Below are 18,106 nucleotides of genomic sequence, written 5' to 3'. Positions count from 1 at the left end.
GGCGCGGCTGCGCTTCTTGCCCGGCGTCGGTAGTGAACGGAGTTAGAACGACCGTCGTCAAGCAAGCCGATAAACGCGCGAGACTGTGCCGCGAAACAGTGCCGCGCGTTCGTCGGCGCTTGCATGCGCAGTGAGGCGCTTGAACGCATTCCAGCCGTTGCTATACGGATACGAGCCTTTGTCGACGGGGAAATTGCTTTCGAACATGCAGCGGTTCACACCGAACGCCTCGATGCAGGTATGCATCCACGGTTTCCAGGCGTCGGCCAGTTCTACCGACGACGGCGGACGCTCGCCCTTCTCGAAGTCGAAGCCGTTGATCCGCATTCCAAGGCCGCCGACCTTCACATAGACGTTCGGCAGTTGCGCCAGTTGACGCATCGAGCGCGACCAGTTGTCGAAAACCTCTTTGCGCTTGTCCGCGTAGCTCGCAATGCGCACGACCCCGCCGCAATGATTGATGATGATCGGCATGTCGGGGTACGTCTTCGCCAGATCGAACAGTTCGGGAAGTTGCGGAAAGAACAGCCACGCATCGTATGAAAGACCGCGTGCGGCCAGTTGCGCGACGCCTTCGCGATAGCTCAAATCGAGCAGCAGACCGCGCGGAACCGCGGACAGCGGATTGACCAGCGTTTGATCGGCGTCCCACGTCACGAGGTGCCGAACGCCTCGAAAGCGCCCTTTGCCCGCCTCGATATGCGCGTCGAGCACGCTTTGCACGGCCGCGCCGCGACGAAGATCCGCGTAACCGACAATGCCCTTTGCGACCTGCGGCGAACCGGCGGGCAACGCGGCAACGGCGTTCGCGACATACTCCGTTTCTCCCACCGGGCGCAGCTCTTCGGGGCCGCTCTGACGATAGCGCGTCAGTCCCTGCATGAAGACGGACGCCGTGATGTTATGCCCCGAGCGTGCATCGGCGAGATAGTCGTCGAGCAGATAAATCCAACCGGGACGTTCATAAAAGTGATGATGCGCGTCGATGATCGGCATCTCCGGCTCGATGGCGGCTTCGGTGCCCGACGCGAGCCATTCCGGGCGAACCGGCAGATAGTTGCTGGTGGTCTTCATGCTGTGCGTGTCCTCTGTGGCGAACGCATGCCTGGGTGCGATGGCGCAAGCCGCAACCGATGTCGCGGCAGCGCTGAGAAAGTTGCGTCTTCCTCGTGAACGGATTGTGTTCATGGTCATTTTTATTGGTCGCGATTGAATGCGTAGAGCGACAGCGTCAGCAGCGTCGTGATGCCGAGCACGATGGCAAGCCCCATCATTCCCGCCGTGAAAGTGCCGAAACTGTCCTTCAGATAGCCGACGAGATACGGTCCGGCGAAGCCGCCCAATGCGCCGATCGAATTGATCAGCGCAAGGCCGCCCGCGGCTGCCTGTCCCGACAGAAAGCGGGCCGGCAGTGTGTAGAAAATGGTTCGTCCGGCAATCGTGCCGATGAGCGCCAGCGTCACGCCGAGCAGCGCCCGGCCGAGTTGATGAAAGTGCGTCGATACGCCGAGCGCCACCGCGCCGATCAAGAGGCCCGCCGCGAGATTTGCAATCGCTCCGCCCCGCCGATCGACGCGTTTCGCCCACCACAGCAGCGCGATCGTCGCGAAGAAGTAAGGCACCGCGGAGAGCCAGCCGGTCTGCGTCACGCTCATGCCGTGTCCCTTGAGCATCTGCGGCAGCCAGATGCCGATGCCGTACGAGCCCATCGTGAAGCCGAACGAGATCATCGCGAGGATGTAGACGCGCACGTCCTTCAGCGCCGCGCCGAAGTGCTTTTCCTTGCGTCCCGACGATGCTTCACGATCGAACGCACCCTGCAGCGCTTCGCGTTCTATCGGCGACAACCATTTGGCGTCGGCCGGCCGATCCGCGAGCATCTTAAGCACGAGGAAGCCGAGCACACACGCGGGCAATCCTTCGATGATGAACATCCAGCGCCAACCGGCCAGACCCAGCACGCCATCCAGTTGCAGAAGCCAGGTCGACAGCGGCGCGCCGATCAGCGATGAAAGCGGCGTCGAGACGGTAAACCACGCCAGCACGCGAGTGCGGTATTGAGCGGGAAACCACACGGCCAGAAAAAAGATCACGCCGGGAAAGAAGCCCGCTTCGCCGATGCCGAGCAGCAGCCGGATCGCGTAGAAGCTGTTGGGCCCGACCGCGGCCGAGGTGGCGGCGGCCATCAAGCCCCACGTGATCATGATCCGCGCGAGCCACCGTCGCGCGCCGAAGCGATAGAGCGCGAGGTTGCTCGGGACTTCGAAGATGCAATATCCCGCGAACATGATGCCGGCGCCCCAGCCGAACTGCGTCGCCGTCAGTCCGAGTTCCTTGTTCATCGTCAGAGCGGCGAAGCCGACGCTCGTACGGTCGAGATAATTGAAGAAGTACGCGAGCGCGAGCAGCGGAATAAAACGCCACGCCGCCTTGCGCACCGCCTGCTGTTCGAGCGAACTGTCGTTCACGCTGTCGGCAGCCATGCCGGGGGAAATTGAGGTCATCGTCGTCTCCATGACTTCGCCGGGCCGCTGCGAGAATGGGCGCGGCCGGGCGGTTTGATGCGTTGGCGGTTTTAACTTTTGCGGTTGCGGCCTTTGCGGTTTTCACCACTAACCGCTTCAGGCACTGGCAAGCTCGTTTGCAGATGGGCTGATGCGATCGCCGGCCTGCCACTCCTGACAGCGGACAACGCCGGCATCGGTCAATTGCCTGACGTGCTCATCCGTATAGCCAAGCTCCGACAGCAGCGCCTGCGTGTTCTGTCCAAGCGCTGGCGGCGCGGCGCGCAGGCGCAGCCGCTCGCCGGCAAGCGTCAGCGGCAACAACGCCGTTCGCGTGGTAACCGGCTGTCCCGCACCGCTTGCGTCGGGCGGCAAGGTCACGTCGGCGAGTCCGCCGGTCGCGAGAAGATGCGGATCGTCGAACAGGTCCTGGGGCTTCGTGATCGGCGCATAAGGCAAGCCGATCCGGTCGAAAATCCGGCTGATTTCCGCCGCGCTGAACGCCTCCATGTGCGTGCGCAGCCGGGGCAACAACCAGTCGCGCGCCTGAACCCGCTGGTTGTTGGTCGCGATCCGTTCGTCCACTTTGAGCTCGTGCAAACCGAACGCATCGCAGAAAAGCGCCCACTGTGTGTCCGATACCACGGCGAGGAAAATCTGTTCGCCATCCTTCACGGAGAACACGTCGTACACGGCCCATGCGGACAGGCGATTCGGCATCGGCGCGGCGGCCTTGGCCGGTCACCGCGAACTGCATCATGTGCTGCGCGACGAGAAACACGTTGTTCTCGAACAGCGCACTCTGCACTTCCTGGCCCTGCCCCGTGCGTTCGCGCTGCGCGAGCGCGGCCATCGCACCGATCGCGCCGAACATGCCGCCCATGATGTCGTTCACGCTCGTGCCGGCGCGCAGCGGCCGCCCTTCGGGTCCGGTCATATACGCGAGGCCGCCCATCATCTGCACGACTTCGTCCAGTGCCGTGCGATGGTCGTAAGGCCCCGGCAAAAAGCCCTTGTGCGAAACGTAGATGAGGCGCGGGTTCAGCTTCGACAGCGCGGCGTAGCCGAGCCCGAGCTTGTCCATCGTTCCGCTCTTGAAGTTCTCGCTGAAGATGTCCGCGCCGCCCAGCAGCTTGTGCACGATTTCGAGCCCGCGCGGATCTTTAACGTCGACGGCAATGCTTTTCTTGTTGCGGTTGAAGGTGCTGAAGAAACCCGCACCCGAACCGCGGAGCGCGCGCGTGCTGTCGCCGGCGATCGGCTCGACCTTGATGACCTCCGCACCCAGGTCCGCGAGCACCATGCCGCAGGTCGGGCCCATCACCATGTGGGTCATCTCGACCACGCGCACGCCGCTATAGGGCAGCGACGGGTTGTTGTTGGCATCGCTCATTGCGCGGCTCCTTTGAGGCAAGCTTCCGGCTGGACGGCGCTTGGGCCGCGGCCGTCCGCGTAGGTGAATCCCTTGGGCAAGCCGGCGTCCTGCACGTGTCCGTACAAGGCTTCGCCGGGGAGCGCGTCGGCCAGGATCGAGCGCGCGGCAACGAGCGCATCGATGTCGATGCCGGTGTCGTATCCCATCGCTTCGAGGAGGAACGCGAGGTCTTCGGTGACGATGTTGCCGGTCGCGCCTGGCGCATAGGGGCATCCGCCCAGACCTGCCTGACTGGAGTCGATGGTCGTGACGCCCACTTCGAGTGCCGCGACCACATTGGCGAGACCCTGGCCGCGCGTGTTGTGAAAATGCGCGCCGCCCGCCTTGCTGCCGAACTCGGTTTGCAGGCGGCGAAACAGGCGTCGAACCTGGGCCGGATTCGCATAGCCGCTGGTGTCGGACAGGCCGATTTCATCGACGCCGCACGCCGCCATCGCGGCGCACATGCGGATCGTCTCGTCGTCGCTGACCGCGCCGGCAATCGTGCAGCCAAACGCAACCGACACACCGGCTTCGATTGCAATGCCGGGAAATTCAGCGTCTCGCAACGCGACGATCTGCCGGACCTCTTCGATCATCTGATCGGTCGCCTTGCGGATGTTGGCCAGCGAGTGCTCGTTCGTCACCGACACCGGCAACGTCACTTTATGGACGCCCGATTCGAATGCCGCCTGACATCCGCGCAGGTTCGGCGCGAGGACCGCGACGTTCAGTCCTGGGATCGTCAGCGCGTGCGCGACGACCTCGCGGATGTCGGCCATTTGCGGCAGCAACTTCGCGGGCACGAACGAGCCGACTTCGATTTCCTTGAGCCCGGCTGCGGCGAGCGCGGAGATCCAGCGCAGCTTCGCGTCGGTGGGCATGACGGTTCGGATGCTCTGAAGGCCGTCGCGCGGACCGACTTCACTGATCATCACCGGTAAAGGGAGAGACGTATTCAAGAGATGCTCCTTATCGTTCTGCTATACAGAATGGTGTTCTGTTAAACAAAACTATAGGAGCGCGGTGATTGCGCATCAAGCGGGTAAACCCGTTCGCCGTGTCCGTTTTATAGAATAACGTTCTTCTATGCAGAACGACGTGGACAGTGTTTACCCTTGTATGTGTTACGCCGACGAAAGTTGACGCATCTTCGGCGAACCCCTACGATGGTCTGCACAACAGAACGGTATTCCAGATGCAAGCGGACGATGCAGACAAAGGTGGCGTAGCAGCACTAGACCGGGCCTTCGCCATTCTCGGCGTGTTCCAGCCGGGCGAACGCGCGCTTTCGCTCGCCGAAATTGCCCGGCGAACGGGCTTCTACAAAAGCACGATTCTTCGATTGCTGAGTTCGCTCGAACGCGGCGGCTTTATCCGAAGGCTTGACGGTAACTATTCGATCGGCCCCGAGCCGCTTCGGCTGGCGCAAATATTCCAGGAGTCGTTTCACATCCGCGAGGTGATCGAGCCGGTATTGCGGCAGCTTTCGGACGATTCGGGCGAGACGTCGTCGTTCTACGTCAGGCAGGGCGAATATCGCGTGGTCTTGCATCGCGTCGAGCCGCCGCGTTCGGTGCGCGTGTCGATTCGTGAAGGCGAGCGTTTTCCGATCGATCGCGGCGCGTCGGGGAAAATACTCATCGCATTTTCAAAGCCGTCCCGAGCCACTCACGATGCAGTGCGCGAAAGATTGTGGGCGTTGTCCTACGGCGAGCGCGACCCCGACACGGCCGCCGTGTCGGTTCCGGTCTTCGGGCCGAACAGCGAACTCGCGGGCGCGTTGACGTTGTCGGGTCCGAAAGATCGCCTCGGCGCCAGCGACAAGATGCGAGCCGCGTGCAATCTGTTGCTGACCTCGGCAGCGCGGGCGACGGCTGCGCTTGGCGGCGATCATCGCCTCTTCGCGTATGGCATCGCGCTCGCCGCGCAGTTCGATTTCGCGCTGCCGGGTGAAACGCAAAAAGCGTGAGCGTGTATCGCGGATATGGCCTATGGGCGATTCGTCGCATAGACCTGCGGCTCACTCTCGCCCTGCAACTCAGCGCATATGCCGTAGTGTCGAACATCGTCTGACGCGGCAATAGTCCGACACTCTGAAACGCCACGCTGATCTTGTCGCGGCCTGGATCACGCAAGCCTTTGGCGTTGCGTTTAATGCGCTCATCGTCGGAATGACTAATACGTTCTGGCGCATCGCCCCGCATTGCAAGCGCTGACAACTCTCCCTTCCCTGTTCGTTTCTCCGTCACGCGATTCGCTTCGCTGCGGGCGGACGGCGCGCGCGATAGTACCTTTCCTAGCGGCATCAACGTTCGCGCAGCGACGCTGCCGTCGCCGGCGTGTGTGCGGCTGCCAAGTGCTCGCAGACGCGCGATGAGCGGCAGTAAGCAGGCACCAGACGACTAGCAAGCGATCAGCAAGCCGACCGCTCATCGGCCGCCGAATCCGGCTGACCGGCTCTATCGCCTCGACGCACTGCATGCATTGCCGCTCGCCCTTCATCCATTGCACGCCGCCGGCGGCCCGTGCCCGCACTAACACTCGCACTCGCTGCACAGCGATCCGGTTCACGCGGTCACGACATAGAGACAACTTAACCAGGGAAATACGACATGCCTCAGATCGAACCAGGTTCCTCCGCATCCGGCCACAACCCGCACCTGCCGCCGCCCGGCGGAATTCCCGCCGAGGAGCCGGCCACGCCGTCGGCTACACCGCAACCGCTCTCGCCCAGCCTTCCGACTGCCAGAGCGCGAGGCCCCGAAGGTTCCGGCGAGCCCGCGCCGTCGGCACGCCCGCGCCAGGCGCTGCCGGCATCGAAGACCGACACAGCCGCGCCGGCGCAGAGTAAAGAATGGCCCGCCAGGATCTCCATGCGCGACTATCTGACGCCGGAGAACTGCGGCGCGCTCGCTCGCGATGGCTCGCTTTCGATGCTCGGACGCGCGCTGCCGCGGCTGACGCCGCAGACGGTCGGACGTTATTTCAAGGAGCCGGCGGGCGACTGGCCGCGCGATCGCAACAAGCTTGGCCCCGCGGTCAGTAAAAATCTGACGCTGCTCGCCAGCATGGAGGAAGGACCGAAGCGCGAGCAACTGCACTTAGAGACGACGCTGCAATGGCACGCGCTCTGCGAAGCCGAGCAAGGCGACGTGCTCGAAGCGCTCGGCACGCGGCAAGCGGACCTTCTCGGCGATACGGCGCGCCAGGCTTCGAACGATCTGCCGCGCACGCCGGTTCGCGACTGGCTCGAGCATACGGCCGTTTTCATGAAGCCCGAAACCGCCGCGCGGCTGCTCAATTCGTGCACGCCGGAGGCGCGTCAGAAGCTCGACATGCCGATGCAAGCCGCAGGCGACGACGCCGATCTCAAAGCGCTTCTGAAGGACCGCTTCACCGATCTGCGCATGACCATGCCGCTCGATCACATGTACGACTACACCGGTTTCTGGTGGGACAACAACCGCCAGGTGGGCACGCTGCCAGAAGGCGTCGCGGAGAACCTCAAGGTCTGCGTGGTCGGTGCGGGCCCGGCCGGCATCATGGCGGCGGACGCGTTGAACCGCATCGGCGTGAAGCCGGTCGTGCTCGAACAGGCGGATCACATCGGCGGACGGATTGCGTCGGGACGCTGGGAAGACGATCCCACGCCCTATCATCCGGGCGGCATGCGCTTTCACACGACGCGCGGCAACTTCTACTGGAGCCTCGCCGAACACTACGGCCTGGAGCATGTGCCGTTTCCGAATTCGAGTTCGGTGCAGACGTCGTATCTTATCGGCGGCAAAGTGTATGAAGCGCAGCCCGGCGAGGCGCCGGAGAACGCGACGATGCGCAAGGTCGCGGAAGACGTCATGCGTTCGATGACCGAGCCGCTGCTCGCGCCGATCCGCGAAGCCCGCGACGCAGGCGATACCGCGCGCTTTCGCGAGCTTTGCGACGACGCCAAGCAGAAATTCGACAGCCACACGTTCCAGTCCGGCCTCAAAGAGCTGCTGAAGGAAAAAGGCATCACCTGGAACAAGGACGAATGGCGCACGTTCGGCGCGACGGGCATCGGCGTGGGCGGCTATTCGGGCTACTTCAGCACGGGCTTTCTGGAGGAATTCCGTTTTCTCGCGGACGAGCGTCTGGAGGATCACGTCGCGCTCGTCGACGGCGCCGATGCCCCGCTCTACAAGGTGATCGAAGATAGCGACGACTTGCCCGAAGGAGCCGTTTCGCTTGCCGAGCAGAACGCGATCCAGCTCAACGCCGAAGTTACGAGCATCAAGAAGGTGGACGGAAAGTACCAGGTGACGTGGCTCGACAAGACGAGCAAGGAAACGAAAACCGCCGAGTACGACGAACTATTTTTTGCCGGCGGTCCGCGCGAGGCCGTGCGTCTTGGCCTGACCGGTCCGCAGGAAGGTTCCGAGCCGCTGCTGCCGGACGATTTCGCCGCTGCCGTCAAGGACGCTCGCGTGGTGCCCGCCACCAAGATGGCCGTGAAGATCGCCGCGGATCTGCTGGAAGACCGCCAACTGCCGGGCAATGTTCAGGCGGACGAACTATTTCAGCAGTCGTACGTGGTGCCTGCCCGCGACGGCGGCGCCGTGGTTTATCCAAGCTATACGCTCGGCGACAACTCGACGAAAGTCGCCGGCATGACGGGCCGCGAGCAGATGGACCTGTTTATCCAGACGCTTCGAAACGTGGCCTCGCGCGATCCGGAGAATCCGTCGCATAAGAAGCTCGCGGATCTCGCCGACGTCGTCGAGCAGAGCCGCGAGGGCATCGCGTATACGCACTGGGGCCTGGAGCGTCATCAGTGGGGCGCGTTCAAGATGGACGGACCGGACCAGCTCGACAACACGCGCACGCTGTATGCCGCGCTGCTGCGCATGAGTGACGGTGCGATCGCGATCGGCGAGGAACTGACGTTCGAGGGCGGCTTCGCGAGCGGCGCGCTGGCGTCGGCGACTCATGGCGTGCAGCAGTTCGTGCGGCGTCAGGGCGGGACACTGCCGCCGAATTCGCCGTACTACCAGGAGTTGCTGTAAAGCCGGCATGGCAAACGGCGACCGGCAAGCAGCAAAACAAGTGCTTTCCCTATAACCGTCCTAAGTGCTTGACATGGGAAATTTGATTTCATAAATTCGTTCCCAGTCTGTCGCCATGAATCTTGTGGCGGCACACGGCAACGTTGCCGTGCTACACATGGAAGGCTATGCAGCCCCCTAACCTTGCGTTTTCAACGCTGGTCAGGGGGCTTTTTGTTTTGGGAGACGAAAACAGCAATGTCGCACTACGACCTCGCAAAGCCCGGCTCAGAGGAACTCGTCATCGCGTGCGTGCAGATGGAGCCGCACATCGGTGCCAAGCGCGCCAACGTGGCGCGGCTGATCCGGCATGTGGAAACCGCCGCGGGTAACGGTGCATCGCTCGTCGTATTGCCCGAGCTGGCGACGACCGGTTACGTGTTCGCGGACCGCGACGAAGCGTTCTCGCTTGCCGAAGGCTTGCCCGATGGCGAGACGTCCCAACTCTTCGCCGAGACCGCGCAGCGCCTCGGCGTTCATATTGTCACCGGCATCGCCGAACGCGCGGGCAAGCGTCTTTATAACTCGGCGCTCTTCACCGGTCCTTCCGGCCACATCGGTATTTATCGCAAGCTGCATCTGTGGAATAACGAAAACCGCTTCTTCGAGCCGGGCGATCGCGGCGTGCCCGTGTTCGGCACACCGCTCGGGCGCATTGCGATTGCGATCTGCTACGACGGCTGGTTTCCGGAGACCTACCGGCTCGCGGCGATGCAAGGCGCGGACATCGTATGCGTGCCGACCAACTGGGTGCCGATGCCCTCGCAGCCCGACGACCGCTCGGCGATGGCGGCGACACTCACGATGGCCGCCGCGCACAGCAACGGCATGGCGATCGCGTGCGCGAACCGCATCGGCACCGAGCGCGGGCAACTGTTCATCGGTCAGAGCCTGATCGTGGGCGGCGACGGCTGGCCGCTCGCGGGGCCCGCGAGCGTCGACCGCGAAGAAGTGCTCTACGCGACGATCGACGTCAAACGCACTCGCGCCGCGCGCACGCTGAACGCTTTCAATCACGTCCTGCGCGATCGCCGCGCGGACGTGTACGACCCGATGCTGGGCGCGCGCTGGCCTTCTTTTCAGACATGAAGCATGCCGTATTCGTGCAACTCCCCTACTCTACTCACCACCACTGCGAAGGACATCATGAGACCGTTCACTAAACTCTTCCTGGTTGCCGCGGTCGCGGCAATGGCCGGCGCGGGAACCTGCGCGAACGTGTTCGCCGCGGAGCCGATCCGCATCGGCGTCGCGGTCGGACTGTCCGGCGCGAACAGCGTGGTCGCGCCCGCAGTGGTGCAGGCGTCGCAACTCGCCGTCGATGAAATCAACGCAACGGGCGGCATTCTCGGCCGGCCGGTGCAACTCGAGATCGCCGACGACGCCTCCGGCGCGGTCGGCGCGCAGAAGGCGTACGACACGCTCGTCTTCCAGAAGAACGTCGACGCGATCATCTCGATGGAAACCAGCGCCGCGCGCAATGCCGCGCTGCCGATCGTCGCGCGCGGCAAGAAGCCGTTCATCTACACGTCGTTCTATGAAGGCCGCTCGTGCAATCCGTGGATGTATGTGAACGGCTGGGTGCCGGAGCAGCAGGTCGCGCCGGTGGTCGACTACTTCGCGAAGGCGAAGAGCGCGAAGACCTTCTATCTGGTCGGCAACGACTACGCGTTTGGCCGCGGCATGCTGCAGTTCACGCGCAAGTACATCGAGGCGCACGGCGGCAAGGTCGTCGGCGAGGAATATCTGCCGACCGACGGCACCGACTGGACGCCGATCCTTTCGAAGATCCGCGCGGCGCACCCCGACGCGCTGATCAGCGCGACCGCGGGCGGCGCGCCCAACGTCGCGCTCGCGAAACAGTTGAAGGGCTCGGGCCTCACGCTGCCGTACGGCAATCTCGCGATCGACGAAGGCACCGCGAAAAGCATGGGCGACGTGGCGACCGGCATCTACATGTCGGGCTCGTATCTGACGAGTATCGATACCTCGGCGAACAAGAAGTTTCTCGCGTCGATGGACAAGCGCTTCGGCAAGGACATGAAGACGCCGAACGAACTCTCCGAGCCGCAGTACGAGGCGTTTTTCCTCTACAAGGCCGCGGTCGAAAAAGCCGGTTCCGCCGATCCGGGCAAGGTCATCAAGACGCTCGATCAGGTATCGTTCGATGGTCCGCGCGGTCAGATCGAAATGGTCAAGAGCCGGCATACGCCGCTCGCGATGCGTCTCGGCCAGATCCAGTCGGACGGCTCGGTGAAGATCCTGCAGACTTTCCCGGACGTCGATCCGGGCGCGCAGTGCCCGAACATCAAGTAGGCGCTACCGGCAACAAGGCATCCGCCTGAGCGCGCGGCTCGCCGTGCGGATGCGACTGGAGACAACCATGGTTCTCGCATTAGACATTCTCACCACCACAGCCGTGCTGTTCATCGTGACGGCCGGCCTGATGGTGATCTTCGGCGTGATGAAGATCGTCAACTTCGCGCACGGCGCGTTGCTGACGATGGGCGCTTACGCGAGCTTCGTCGTCACGCAATTGAAGCTCAACCCGTGGCTCGGCGTGCCGCTTGCGATCGTCGTCGGCATCGTGGTCGGCATGCTGGTCGAGCTGATCATCGTGCGGCCCCTGTACAAGCGTCCGCTCGATGCGATTCTCGCGACGTGGGGCCTCGGCATCGTGATCGGGCAAATCATCGTGATGGTGTTCGGCCGCGAAGTGCAGTTCGTCGAAACGCCGCTCAAGGGCGTGGTGTCGATTGCGGGCACCGACTATTCCGCCTACCGCCTCGTGCTGATTCCGGTTGCGCTCGGCATCTGCGCGATCATGACCGCGCTGCTGACCGGCACGCGCTTCGGCGTGAAGACACGCGCGGTCATCATGAACGAAGACCTCGCGCGCGGGCTCGGCATTCACTCGGGACGTATCCGCTTTATCACGTTCAGCCTCGGCGCGGCCTTCGGTTCGCTCGCCGGCGTGCTCATCACGCCGTTATCGAGCGTCGATCCCGACATGGGTCTGCCGTGGCTCGTCAGTGCCTTCATGCTCGTGATGGTGTCCGGGCATTCGATGCTGAGCCTGCTCGTCACCTGCTTCGTATTCGGCGCCTGCCAGGTGCTCGTCAGCACCTTCGTGAGCCCGGTGCTCGGCGGGCTGACCATCGCCGTGCTGGCCGCGCTCACGCTGCGCATCCGTCCGCGGGGGTTCTCTCATGGCTAAAGTCAACGCGTCGCTGGATCATGCCGGGCGCGACTCGTCGCCGGGCAGCAAGCGCTTAGGTACGCAGCAAAAATCGTTGCGCGGTCTTGCGATGATCGGCGTGCTCGGCATTCTGTTGATCGCAGCGGGACCGTTCCTGTTCGGCTCGTATCTGCTGAACGTGCTGATTCAGGCGTTCTTCTTCTCGATCGTCGCGGTGACGGTCGATATTTTGTGGGGCTACACCGGCTATCTGACGTTCGGCCAGTCGGCCTTCTTCGGACTCGGCGCGTATGCAGCCGGTCTGGTGTTCACGCATGGCGGCTTTTCGACGGCATACGTGCTGCTCGCGCTCGCGGCCACGCTTGCCGTGACGGCCGGCGTCGCCGCCCTGCTCGGCTGGCTGTCGTTCTATCGCGGCGCTTCGCCGTTCTTCGCAACGGTCATGTCGCTCGTGCTGCCCATCGTGCTGAGTCAGTTGCTGCTGTCCGGCGGAGAGTGGACCGGATCGAGCTCGGGGCTGACCGGCTATCAGACCTTCGATCTCTCGCTCGAAGCGTGGTACTGGATCGCAGGCGCGGCGCTCGCGGTCGTCGTGGGACTCGCGTGGGTCTTCGTGCGCAGCGACGGCGGGCGCGTGCTCGCGGCGATTCGCGACAACGAATCGCGCTGCCTGTATCTCGGCATCAACACGTCGCTCGTGAAGATCGGGCTGCTCGTCGCGACCGCCGCGGTCGCGGGACTCGCCGGTTTCGGCTATGGCTCGTTCAGCGGCGTGGTCGCGCCCGAACTGACCGGCTTCGTGCTCGGCACGCAACTGATCATCTGGGTCGCGCTCGGCGGACGCGGCACGTTGTGGGGTCCGGTGATCGGCGCGCTGCTGATCAACGTGGGCACGTCGTATCTGAGCGGCATCATGCCGTTCGCGTGGCAACTGATATTGGGTGCCGCGTTCGTCGCGGTGATCGTGTTGTTGCCGCAAGGTCTCGTGCCGCTGCTCGTGAAGCCGCTGCGCCATCTCGCGGGCGAGACGCGCGAACCGGAGCTGATCGAGCGGCCGGTACGCGACGGCGACGCGCTTCATGCCGCCGCGCCCGCGCTGCGCATGAGCGGCGTCGCGCGTCATTTCGGCAGTCTGAAGGTGCTGCAAGGCATCGACCTCGACGCGCAGGCGGGTGAACTCGTCGGCCTCATCGGTCCGAACGGCGCGGGCAAGACGACGCTGATGCGCTGCATGAGCGACGGCGCGGAACGCTCGGCCGGCACGGTCATGTTGTGCGGCAACGATATCCGGCAATTGCCGCCCGACCGTTGCGTGCGCTTTGGCCTCGGCCGCAAGTTTCAGAACGCCAACATCTTCGAAACGCTGACCGTCGCGCAATGTCTGCGCATTGCGGGCACGCTGATCGAGCGGCCGTCGCTCGTGCGGCGCTCGGCCACGCTCGCATTGCCGCCGTATGCGCTCGAAGTGATTCGCGCGACGAACCTCGAACGCAAGCTCGGCGCCGTCGCGAAAGACCTCTCGCACGGCGAACAGCAGGCGCTCGAACTCGCGATGGTGCTCGCGCTCGAACCGCGCATCGTGCTGCTGGACGAGCCGACCGCGGGCCTCACGAAAACCGAGCGCACGCAGATCGGCAACGTGCTTGCGACGCTCGCTCACCGGTACAAGCTGTGTTGCCTGCTGGTCGAGCACGACCTGGATTTCGTCGCGGGCATCGCCACGCGTATCGTGGTGCTGCATCAGGGGCGCATCGTGATGCAAGGCAATTTCGACGAAGTGGTCAACTCGGAACTCGTCAGAACCATTTATGCCGGCACCGCGCAAGGCGATGCAGCCGCCGGCGCAGCAACACAACGGGAGGCGTCGTGAGCCAGCTCGCGTTGAATCTGAAGGATGTGACAAGCGGATACAAGGCGTCGGTCGTGCTGCGCAAGCTGTCGTTCAGCGTCGCGAATGGCGAAGCCGTCGCGCTGCTCGGCAAGAACGGCATGGGCAAGACCACGCTGCTCAAAACGATCATGGGTTATCTGCCGAAGCAAAGCGGCGCGGTGCATGTGCATGGACAGGACATCACGCGGCTGCCGCCGCATCGCATCGCGCGGGCCGGCATTGCCTACGCGCCACAGGAACATGCGCTGTTTCAGGATCTCAGCATCCGCGACAACCTGCGGCTCGGGCTCGTGAACGTCTCCGTGTTCGACGAGCGCTTCGCCGAAATCGAGCCGATTTTTCCGGTGTTCGGCAGCCGCTTGCGCCAGTACGCGGGCACGCTGTCGGGCGGCGAGCAGAAGATGCTGCTGGTGGCGCGCGCGCTGATGATGCGCCCGTCGATCATCCTGCTCGATGAAATCACCGAGGGTCTGCAACCTTCGGTGATCGACCGGCTGGCCGATGCGCTGTTATGGGAGCGCAGCCGTCATGGCACGACGCTTTTGCTGATCGAACAGAACGTGCCGTTCGCGCTGAAGGTCGCCGACCGCTACGCGGTGCTCAAGCAAGGCGAGATCGTCGACGAAGGCAACGGGAAGGACGATGCGGCAGCCGAATCGATCTACGAACATTTGCGCGTTTGACTCTCCTCTGCACTTACGCCATGACTCTTGCCCAATCGTTTTATCGACCGCAGTCCGCTTATGCGCTGCTCGAGCGCGGCGCGCAGAATCCGCATGAAGGCAGCAGCCGTGCCGTGCTCGAATCGCTCGCGCGCATCGAGGAAGTCGACGCCGAACTTCGCGCGATGACCGCCGTTGCCACGCACGAAACTGCGCGCGCGAACGCGTCCGCCGCGCAAGGGCCGCTTGCCGGGCTGCCCGTCGTGGTCAAGGACATCTTCGACACGCACGACTTCGTGACTTCGTACGGTTCGCCGATCTACGCGGATCATCGGCCGAAGTCGGACGCGGCTATCGTCACCTTGTTAAAGCGCAACGGCGCGGTGCTCGTCGGCAAAACGGTGACGAGCGAATTTGCTTACATGGCGCCAACCGTCACGCGCAATCCGTGCGACCCTGGCCGCACGGCGGGCGGTTCGTCGTCCGGGTTCGGCCGCAGCCGTCGCGGCCGGCATCGCGCCGTTTGCGATCGGCTCGCAGACGGGCGGCTCGACGATACGGCCCGCTTCGTTTTGCGGCGTCGCCGGTTTCAAGCCGACGTTCGGCATGCTGCCGACGGCCGGCATGAAATGCTTTTCGTGGTCGTTCGATACGGTCGGCCTCTTTGCCGCCGGCGTGCGCGACGTGGCCTATCTCGCGCAGGTTTTAAGCGGACGTCCGCTCGCGCTCGAACGAAACGCGGAGCCGCCCGTGTTCGGTGTGCCCGAGACTTATCCGTGGACCGAACCTTCGGCGAATGCGAGCCACGTGCTCGACACAGCGATACGTGCGATCGAGCGCGCGGGCGGCCGCGTTCGGCCGCTGCGCTTCGATTCATGGATGGCCGAACTGATCGCCGCGCACGACACGATTCAAAGCTATGAGGCGTGGCAAACGCTCGGCTTCGAGTACGATTCTCATCGCGCGCAACTGTCGCCGGTGCTGTTTGCGTTTCTCGCGCGCGCATCGAATGTCGATGCCGCGGCGTATGCGAACGCGTGTGCGTCGATGGCTCGCGCGAAAGCCAGGCTCGCCGAACTGTTCGACGGCGTCACGGCGCTGCTCACACCGAGCGCGCCCGACGAAGCGCCCGACGGACTTGCGTCGACCGGCGACCCGGCGTTCAATCGCAACTGGACGCTGCTCGGCTGTCCGTGTGTGAATGTGCCGGGCCTCAGCGGCGCGCGCGGCGCGCCCATCGGCGTGCAGGTGATCGGCCGGCCGTTAGACGATGCGCGCTGCCTCGCCGCCGCAGGGTTCGTCGAGCAGGCAATCATCGCAAGTGCGGGAACAACAGTTAGCCAACGCGCCGCGGTCTAACCGAACGCAACGCGCAGCGCAGCGAGGAGAACACTGAATGGAGACGATGGAGACGATGGAGACGAACCGGCAACAGCCCGCGAAACCGCTGTCCGCCGAAACGGGCTGGCGCGTCGGCGTGCTGTTCTCGCGCACGGGCGTGACGGCGGCTACGGAGTCGGAGCATTTCTTCGGCACCGTCCTTGCAATTGAGGAAGTCAACGCGGCAGGCGGCGTGGACGGTCGTCTGCTCGACCCCGTCGTGTACGATGCGAAAAGCGATCCCGACGAATATCGCCGGCTCGCGTCGCGCATGTTGCAGGAGGACGAGGTCACGGTCATTTTCGGCTGTTCGACTTCGTCGAGCCGCAAGGCGGTGTTGCCGGTCATCGAACGCTATAACGCGCTGCTCTGGTATTGCTCGATCTACGAAGGATTCGAATACTCGCCGAACGTGATCTATACCGGCGCGGTGCCGAACCAGAACAGCATGCAACTGGCGGCCTACCTGTTGCGCAATCATGGCCGGCGTTTTTTTCTGGTTGGCGCCGACTACATTTATCCACGAGAATCGAACCGCATCATGCGCGACATGGTCGAGCAGCATGGCGGCGAGATTGTCGAAGAAGTCTATCTGCCGAGCGACGCCGAGCCCGCGGTGCTGCAGGACGTCATCGAGCAGATCCGGGCAGTCGAGCCCGACGTGGTATTTTCGACGCTGATTGGCCGGGGCGCGCGTGCGTTTTACAAGCTCTATCGCGAGCACGGAATCGATCCTGCACGCATCCCGATTGCAAGCTTGACGATGACCGAGGGCGAAACGCGGATGATCGGTCCTGAACTGTGCGGCAACCACATCATTTCCGCGAGCTACGTAAACACGCTGAAGCTGCCGGGCAACCAGCGCTTTCTCGAATCGTGGCGAGCGCGCTTTGGCGACCAGCCCGCGAGCATGTGGTCGGAGATGGCCTACAACCAGGTGCATCTGTTTGCGCTCGCATTGGCACGCACGCGCAGCCTCGATACGGCGAAACTGGTCGACGCGGTCTACGAGGTCGAATTCGATTCGCCCGAAGGCTCGCTGCGAATCGACCGCGCGAACAATCACGCGATCCTCACGCCGCGCATTGCGGTGTGCCGGCCTGACGGCGCATTCGACATCGTGTGGGAAGGCCGTCAACCGGTCAAACCCGATCCTTATCTGACTTCCTACGGGTTCGCCGAATTCTGGCTCGACGGAGAGCCGGTATGAACGCAGGCGCGCGCCGCATCTTCGACGATCTGCGCACGCTGCGCGTGGTGGTGATTCATCCGCCCGGCGACGACCGCAGCGTGCTCGAAGAGCAGTTGCGGCGCATCGGCTGCCCGGTTCGCGCGATCTGGCCGCTGCCCGCGCATTTACCCACGGATGCCGACGTGATCTTTTTTCTGGTGGGCCCCGAAATCAGGAACGCGGGCAACTGGAGCGCCGCCGACACGCAAGCCACGCTGATTGCGCTGTCCGACTACGAGAACCCGACTGCGTTGAAGATGCTGCTCGATACGCAGGCGCACGGCGTCATCACGAAGCCGTATCGCTCGACCGGTGTGCTGAGCACACTCGTGCTGGCGCGCGCTTCGTCGGGTTATCAGCAGCGGCTGCACGCGAAGATCGGCAAGCTCGAGGAGGCGATCAAGGCGCGCCGACATATCGAGCGGGCCATGCGCATTCTGATCGACGCGCATCGGCTAAGCGAGAACGAAGCGTATGAGCACATGCGTTCTCGCGCGACCGAATTGCGCGTGACCGTCGGCGAAATCGCGACGATCGTGATCGACGCTCACGAGGGCATGGAAAAGCTCGGGCTGGGGAAACGGTCGAAGCTTTAGCTTGTAGCTGCCGTGGCTCGCTGCCTCGCTGCCTCGCCGCTTCGCTTTAGCGGCGTCAACTTCCGAACCGCGCATCAAACGAAAATTCGCCGCTGCTACAGTTGGCTCGATCCTGCATGCTCAACCGATCTCGTCCCTTACCTTC

The 18,106-nt window shown here is 63.6% G+C and carries 12 protein-coding genes and 2 pseudogenes; 10 read left to right on the top strand and 4 right to left on the bottom strand.

Annotated elements, in window-relative coordinates; genetic code table 11:
• Window positions 1-57: 57 nt before the first annotated feature.
• The 4 genes and pseudogenes from ABIE53_RS29555 to ABIE53_RS29540 all read right to left on the bottom strand — a co-directional run bounded on the left by ABIE53_RS29555 (window position 58) and on the right by ABIE53_RS29540 (window position 4,880).
• On the bottom strand, window positions 58-1,188 hold the full coding sequence (locus ABIE53_RS29555) for an amidohydrolase family protein (RefSeq protein WP_175130913.1): 1,131 nt from the start codon (window positions 1,186-1,188) through the stop codon (window positions 58-60).
• A gap of 8 nt (window positions 1,189-1,196) precedes the next feature.
• Window positions 1,197-2,504, bottom strand: coding sequence for an MFS transporter (locus tag ABIE53_RS29550; protein WP_192698950.1), 1,308 nt, complete (start codon window positions 2,502-2,504; stop codon window positions 1,197-1,199).
• A gap of 117 nt (window positions 2,505-2,621) precedes the next feature.
• Window positions 2,622-3,897, bottom strand: a pseudogene (locus ABIE53_RS29545) (CaiB/BaiF CoA transferase family protein).
• Complete coding sequence (locus tag ABIE53_RS29540) at window positions 3,894-4,880, bottom strand: hydroxymethylglutaryl-CoA lyase (protein WP_376916544.1); 987 nt, start codon at window positions 4,878-4,880, stop codon at window positions 3,894-3,896. Before ABIE53_RS29540 ends, ABIE53_RS29545 begins: the two are co-directional and overlap by 4 nt.
• Window positions 4,881-5,116: 236 nt before the next feature.
• On the opposite strand from ABIE53_RS29540, the gene ABIE53_RS29535 reads away from it, so the two are divergent.
• The 10 genes and pseudogenes from ABIE53_RS29535 to ABIE53_RS29490 all read left to right on the top strand — a co-directional run bounded on the left by ABIE53_RS29535 (window position 5,117) and on the right by ABIE53_RS29490 (window position 17,961).
• A complete protein-coding gene (locus ABIE53_RS29535; protein ID WP_006047150.1) occupies window positions 5,117-5,890 on the top strand; it encodes an IclR family transcriptional regulator in 774 nt (257 codons plus the stop codon).
• A gap of 643 nt (window positions 5,891-6,533) precedes the next feature.
• The gene (locus ABIE53_RS29530; RefSeq protein WP_044020123.1) at window positions 6,534-8,963 is read left to right on the top strand and encodes an FAD-dependent oxidoreductase; all 2,430 of its coding nucleotides are present in this window, start codon (window positions 6,534-6,536) and stop codon (window positions 8,961-8,963) included.
• Between the two features lie 237 nt (window positions 8,964-9,200).
• Window positions 9,201-10,091, top strand: coding sequence for a nitrilase family protein (locus ABIE53_RS29525; protein ID WP_006047148.1), 891 nt, complete (start codon window positions 9,201-9,203; stop codon window positions 10,089-10,091).
• A gap of 57 nt (window positions 10,092-10,148) precedes the next feature.
• Window positions 10,149-11,318, top strand: a complete 1,170-nt coding sequence (locus tag ABIE53_RS29520; RefSeq protein ID WP_044020121.1) for a substrate-binding protein — start codon at window positions 10,149-10,151, stop codon at window positions 11,316-11,318.
• A gap of 67 nt (window positions 11,319-11,385) precedes the next feature.
• Window positions 11,386-12,219: a branched-chain amino acid ABC transporter permease gene (locus tag ABIE53_RS29515; RefSeq protein WP_006047146.1), complete on the top strand. Its 834-nt coding sequence runs from the start codon at window positions 11,386-11,388 to the stop codon at window positions 12,217-12,219.
• Window positions 12,212-14,071: an ABC transporter permease subunit gene (locus tag ABIE53_RS29510; RefSeq protein WP_006047145.1), complete on the top strand. Its 1,860-nt coding sequence runs from the start codon at window positions 12,212-12,214 to the stop codon at window positions 14,069-14,071. The genes ABIE53_RS29515 and ABIE53_RS29510 overlap by 8 nt, the downstream gene beginning before the upstream one ends.
• Window positions 14,068-14,775: a branched-chain amino acid ABC transporter ATP-binding protein gene (locus tag ABIE53_RS29505; protein ID WP_192698951.1), complete on the top strand. Its 708-nt coding sequence runs from the start codon at window positions 14,068-14,070 to the stop codon at window positions 14,773-14,775. The genes ABIE53_RS29510 and ABIE53_RS29505 overlap by 4 nt, the downstream gene beginning before the upstream one ends.
• 20 nt (window positions 14,776-14,795) lie before the next feature.
• A pseudogene (locus ABIE53_RS29500) lies at window positions 14,796-16,113 on the top strand (amidase).
• Window positions 16,114-16,168: 55 nt separating this feature from the next.
• Complete coding sequence (locus tag ABIE53_RS29495; protein WP_192699435.1) at window positions 16,169-17,344, top strand: transporter substrate-binding domain-containing protein; 1,176 nt, start codon at window positions 16,169-16,171, stop codon at window positions 17,342-17,344.
• Window positions 17,341-17,961, top strand: a complete 621-nt coding sequence (locus ABIE53_RS29490) for an ANTAR domain-containing response regulator (protein ID WP_006047141.1) — start codon at window positions 17,341-17,343, stop codon at window positions 17,959-17,961. The genes ABIE53_RS29495 and ABIE53_RS29490 overlap by 4 nt, the downstream gene beginning before the upstream one ends.
• Window positions 17,962-18,106: the final 145 nt, after the last annotated feature.

The organism is Paraburkholderia sp. OAS925, from assembly GCF_040543975.1.
GTDB lineage: Bacteria > Pseudomonadota > Gammaproteobacteria > Burkholderiales > Burkholderiaceae > Paraburkholderia > Paraburkholderia graminis.
The sequence above is the reverse complement of the archived record's forward strand: the minus strand, read 5'-3'. Positions and strand labels throughout refer to the sequence as shown.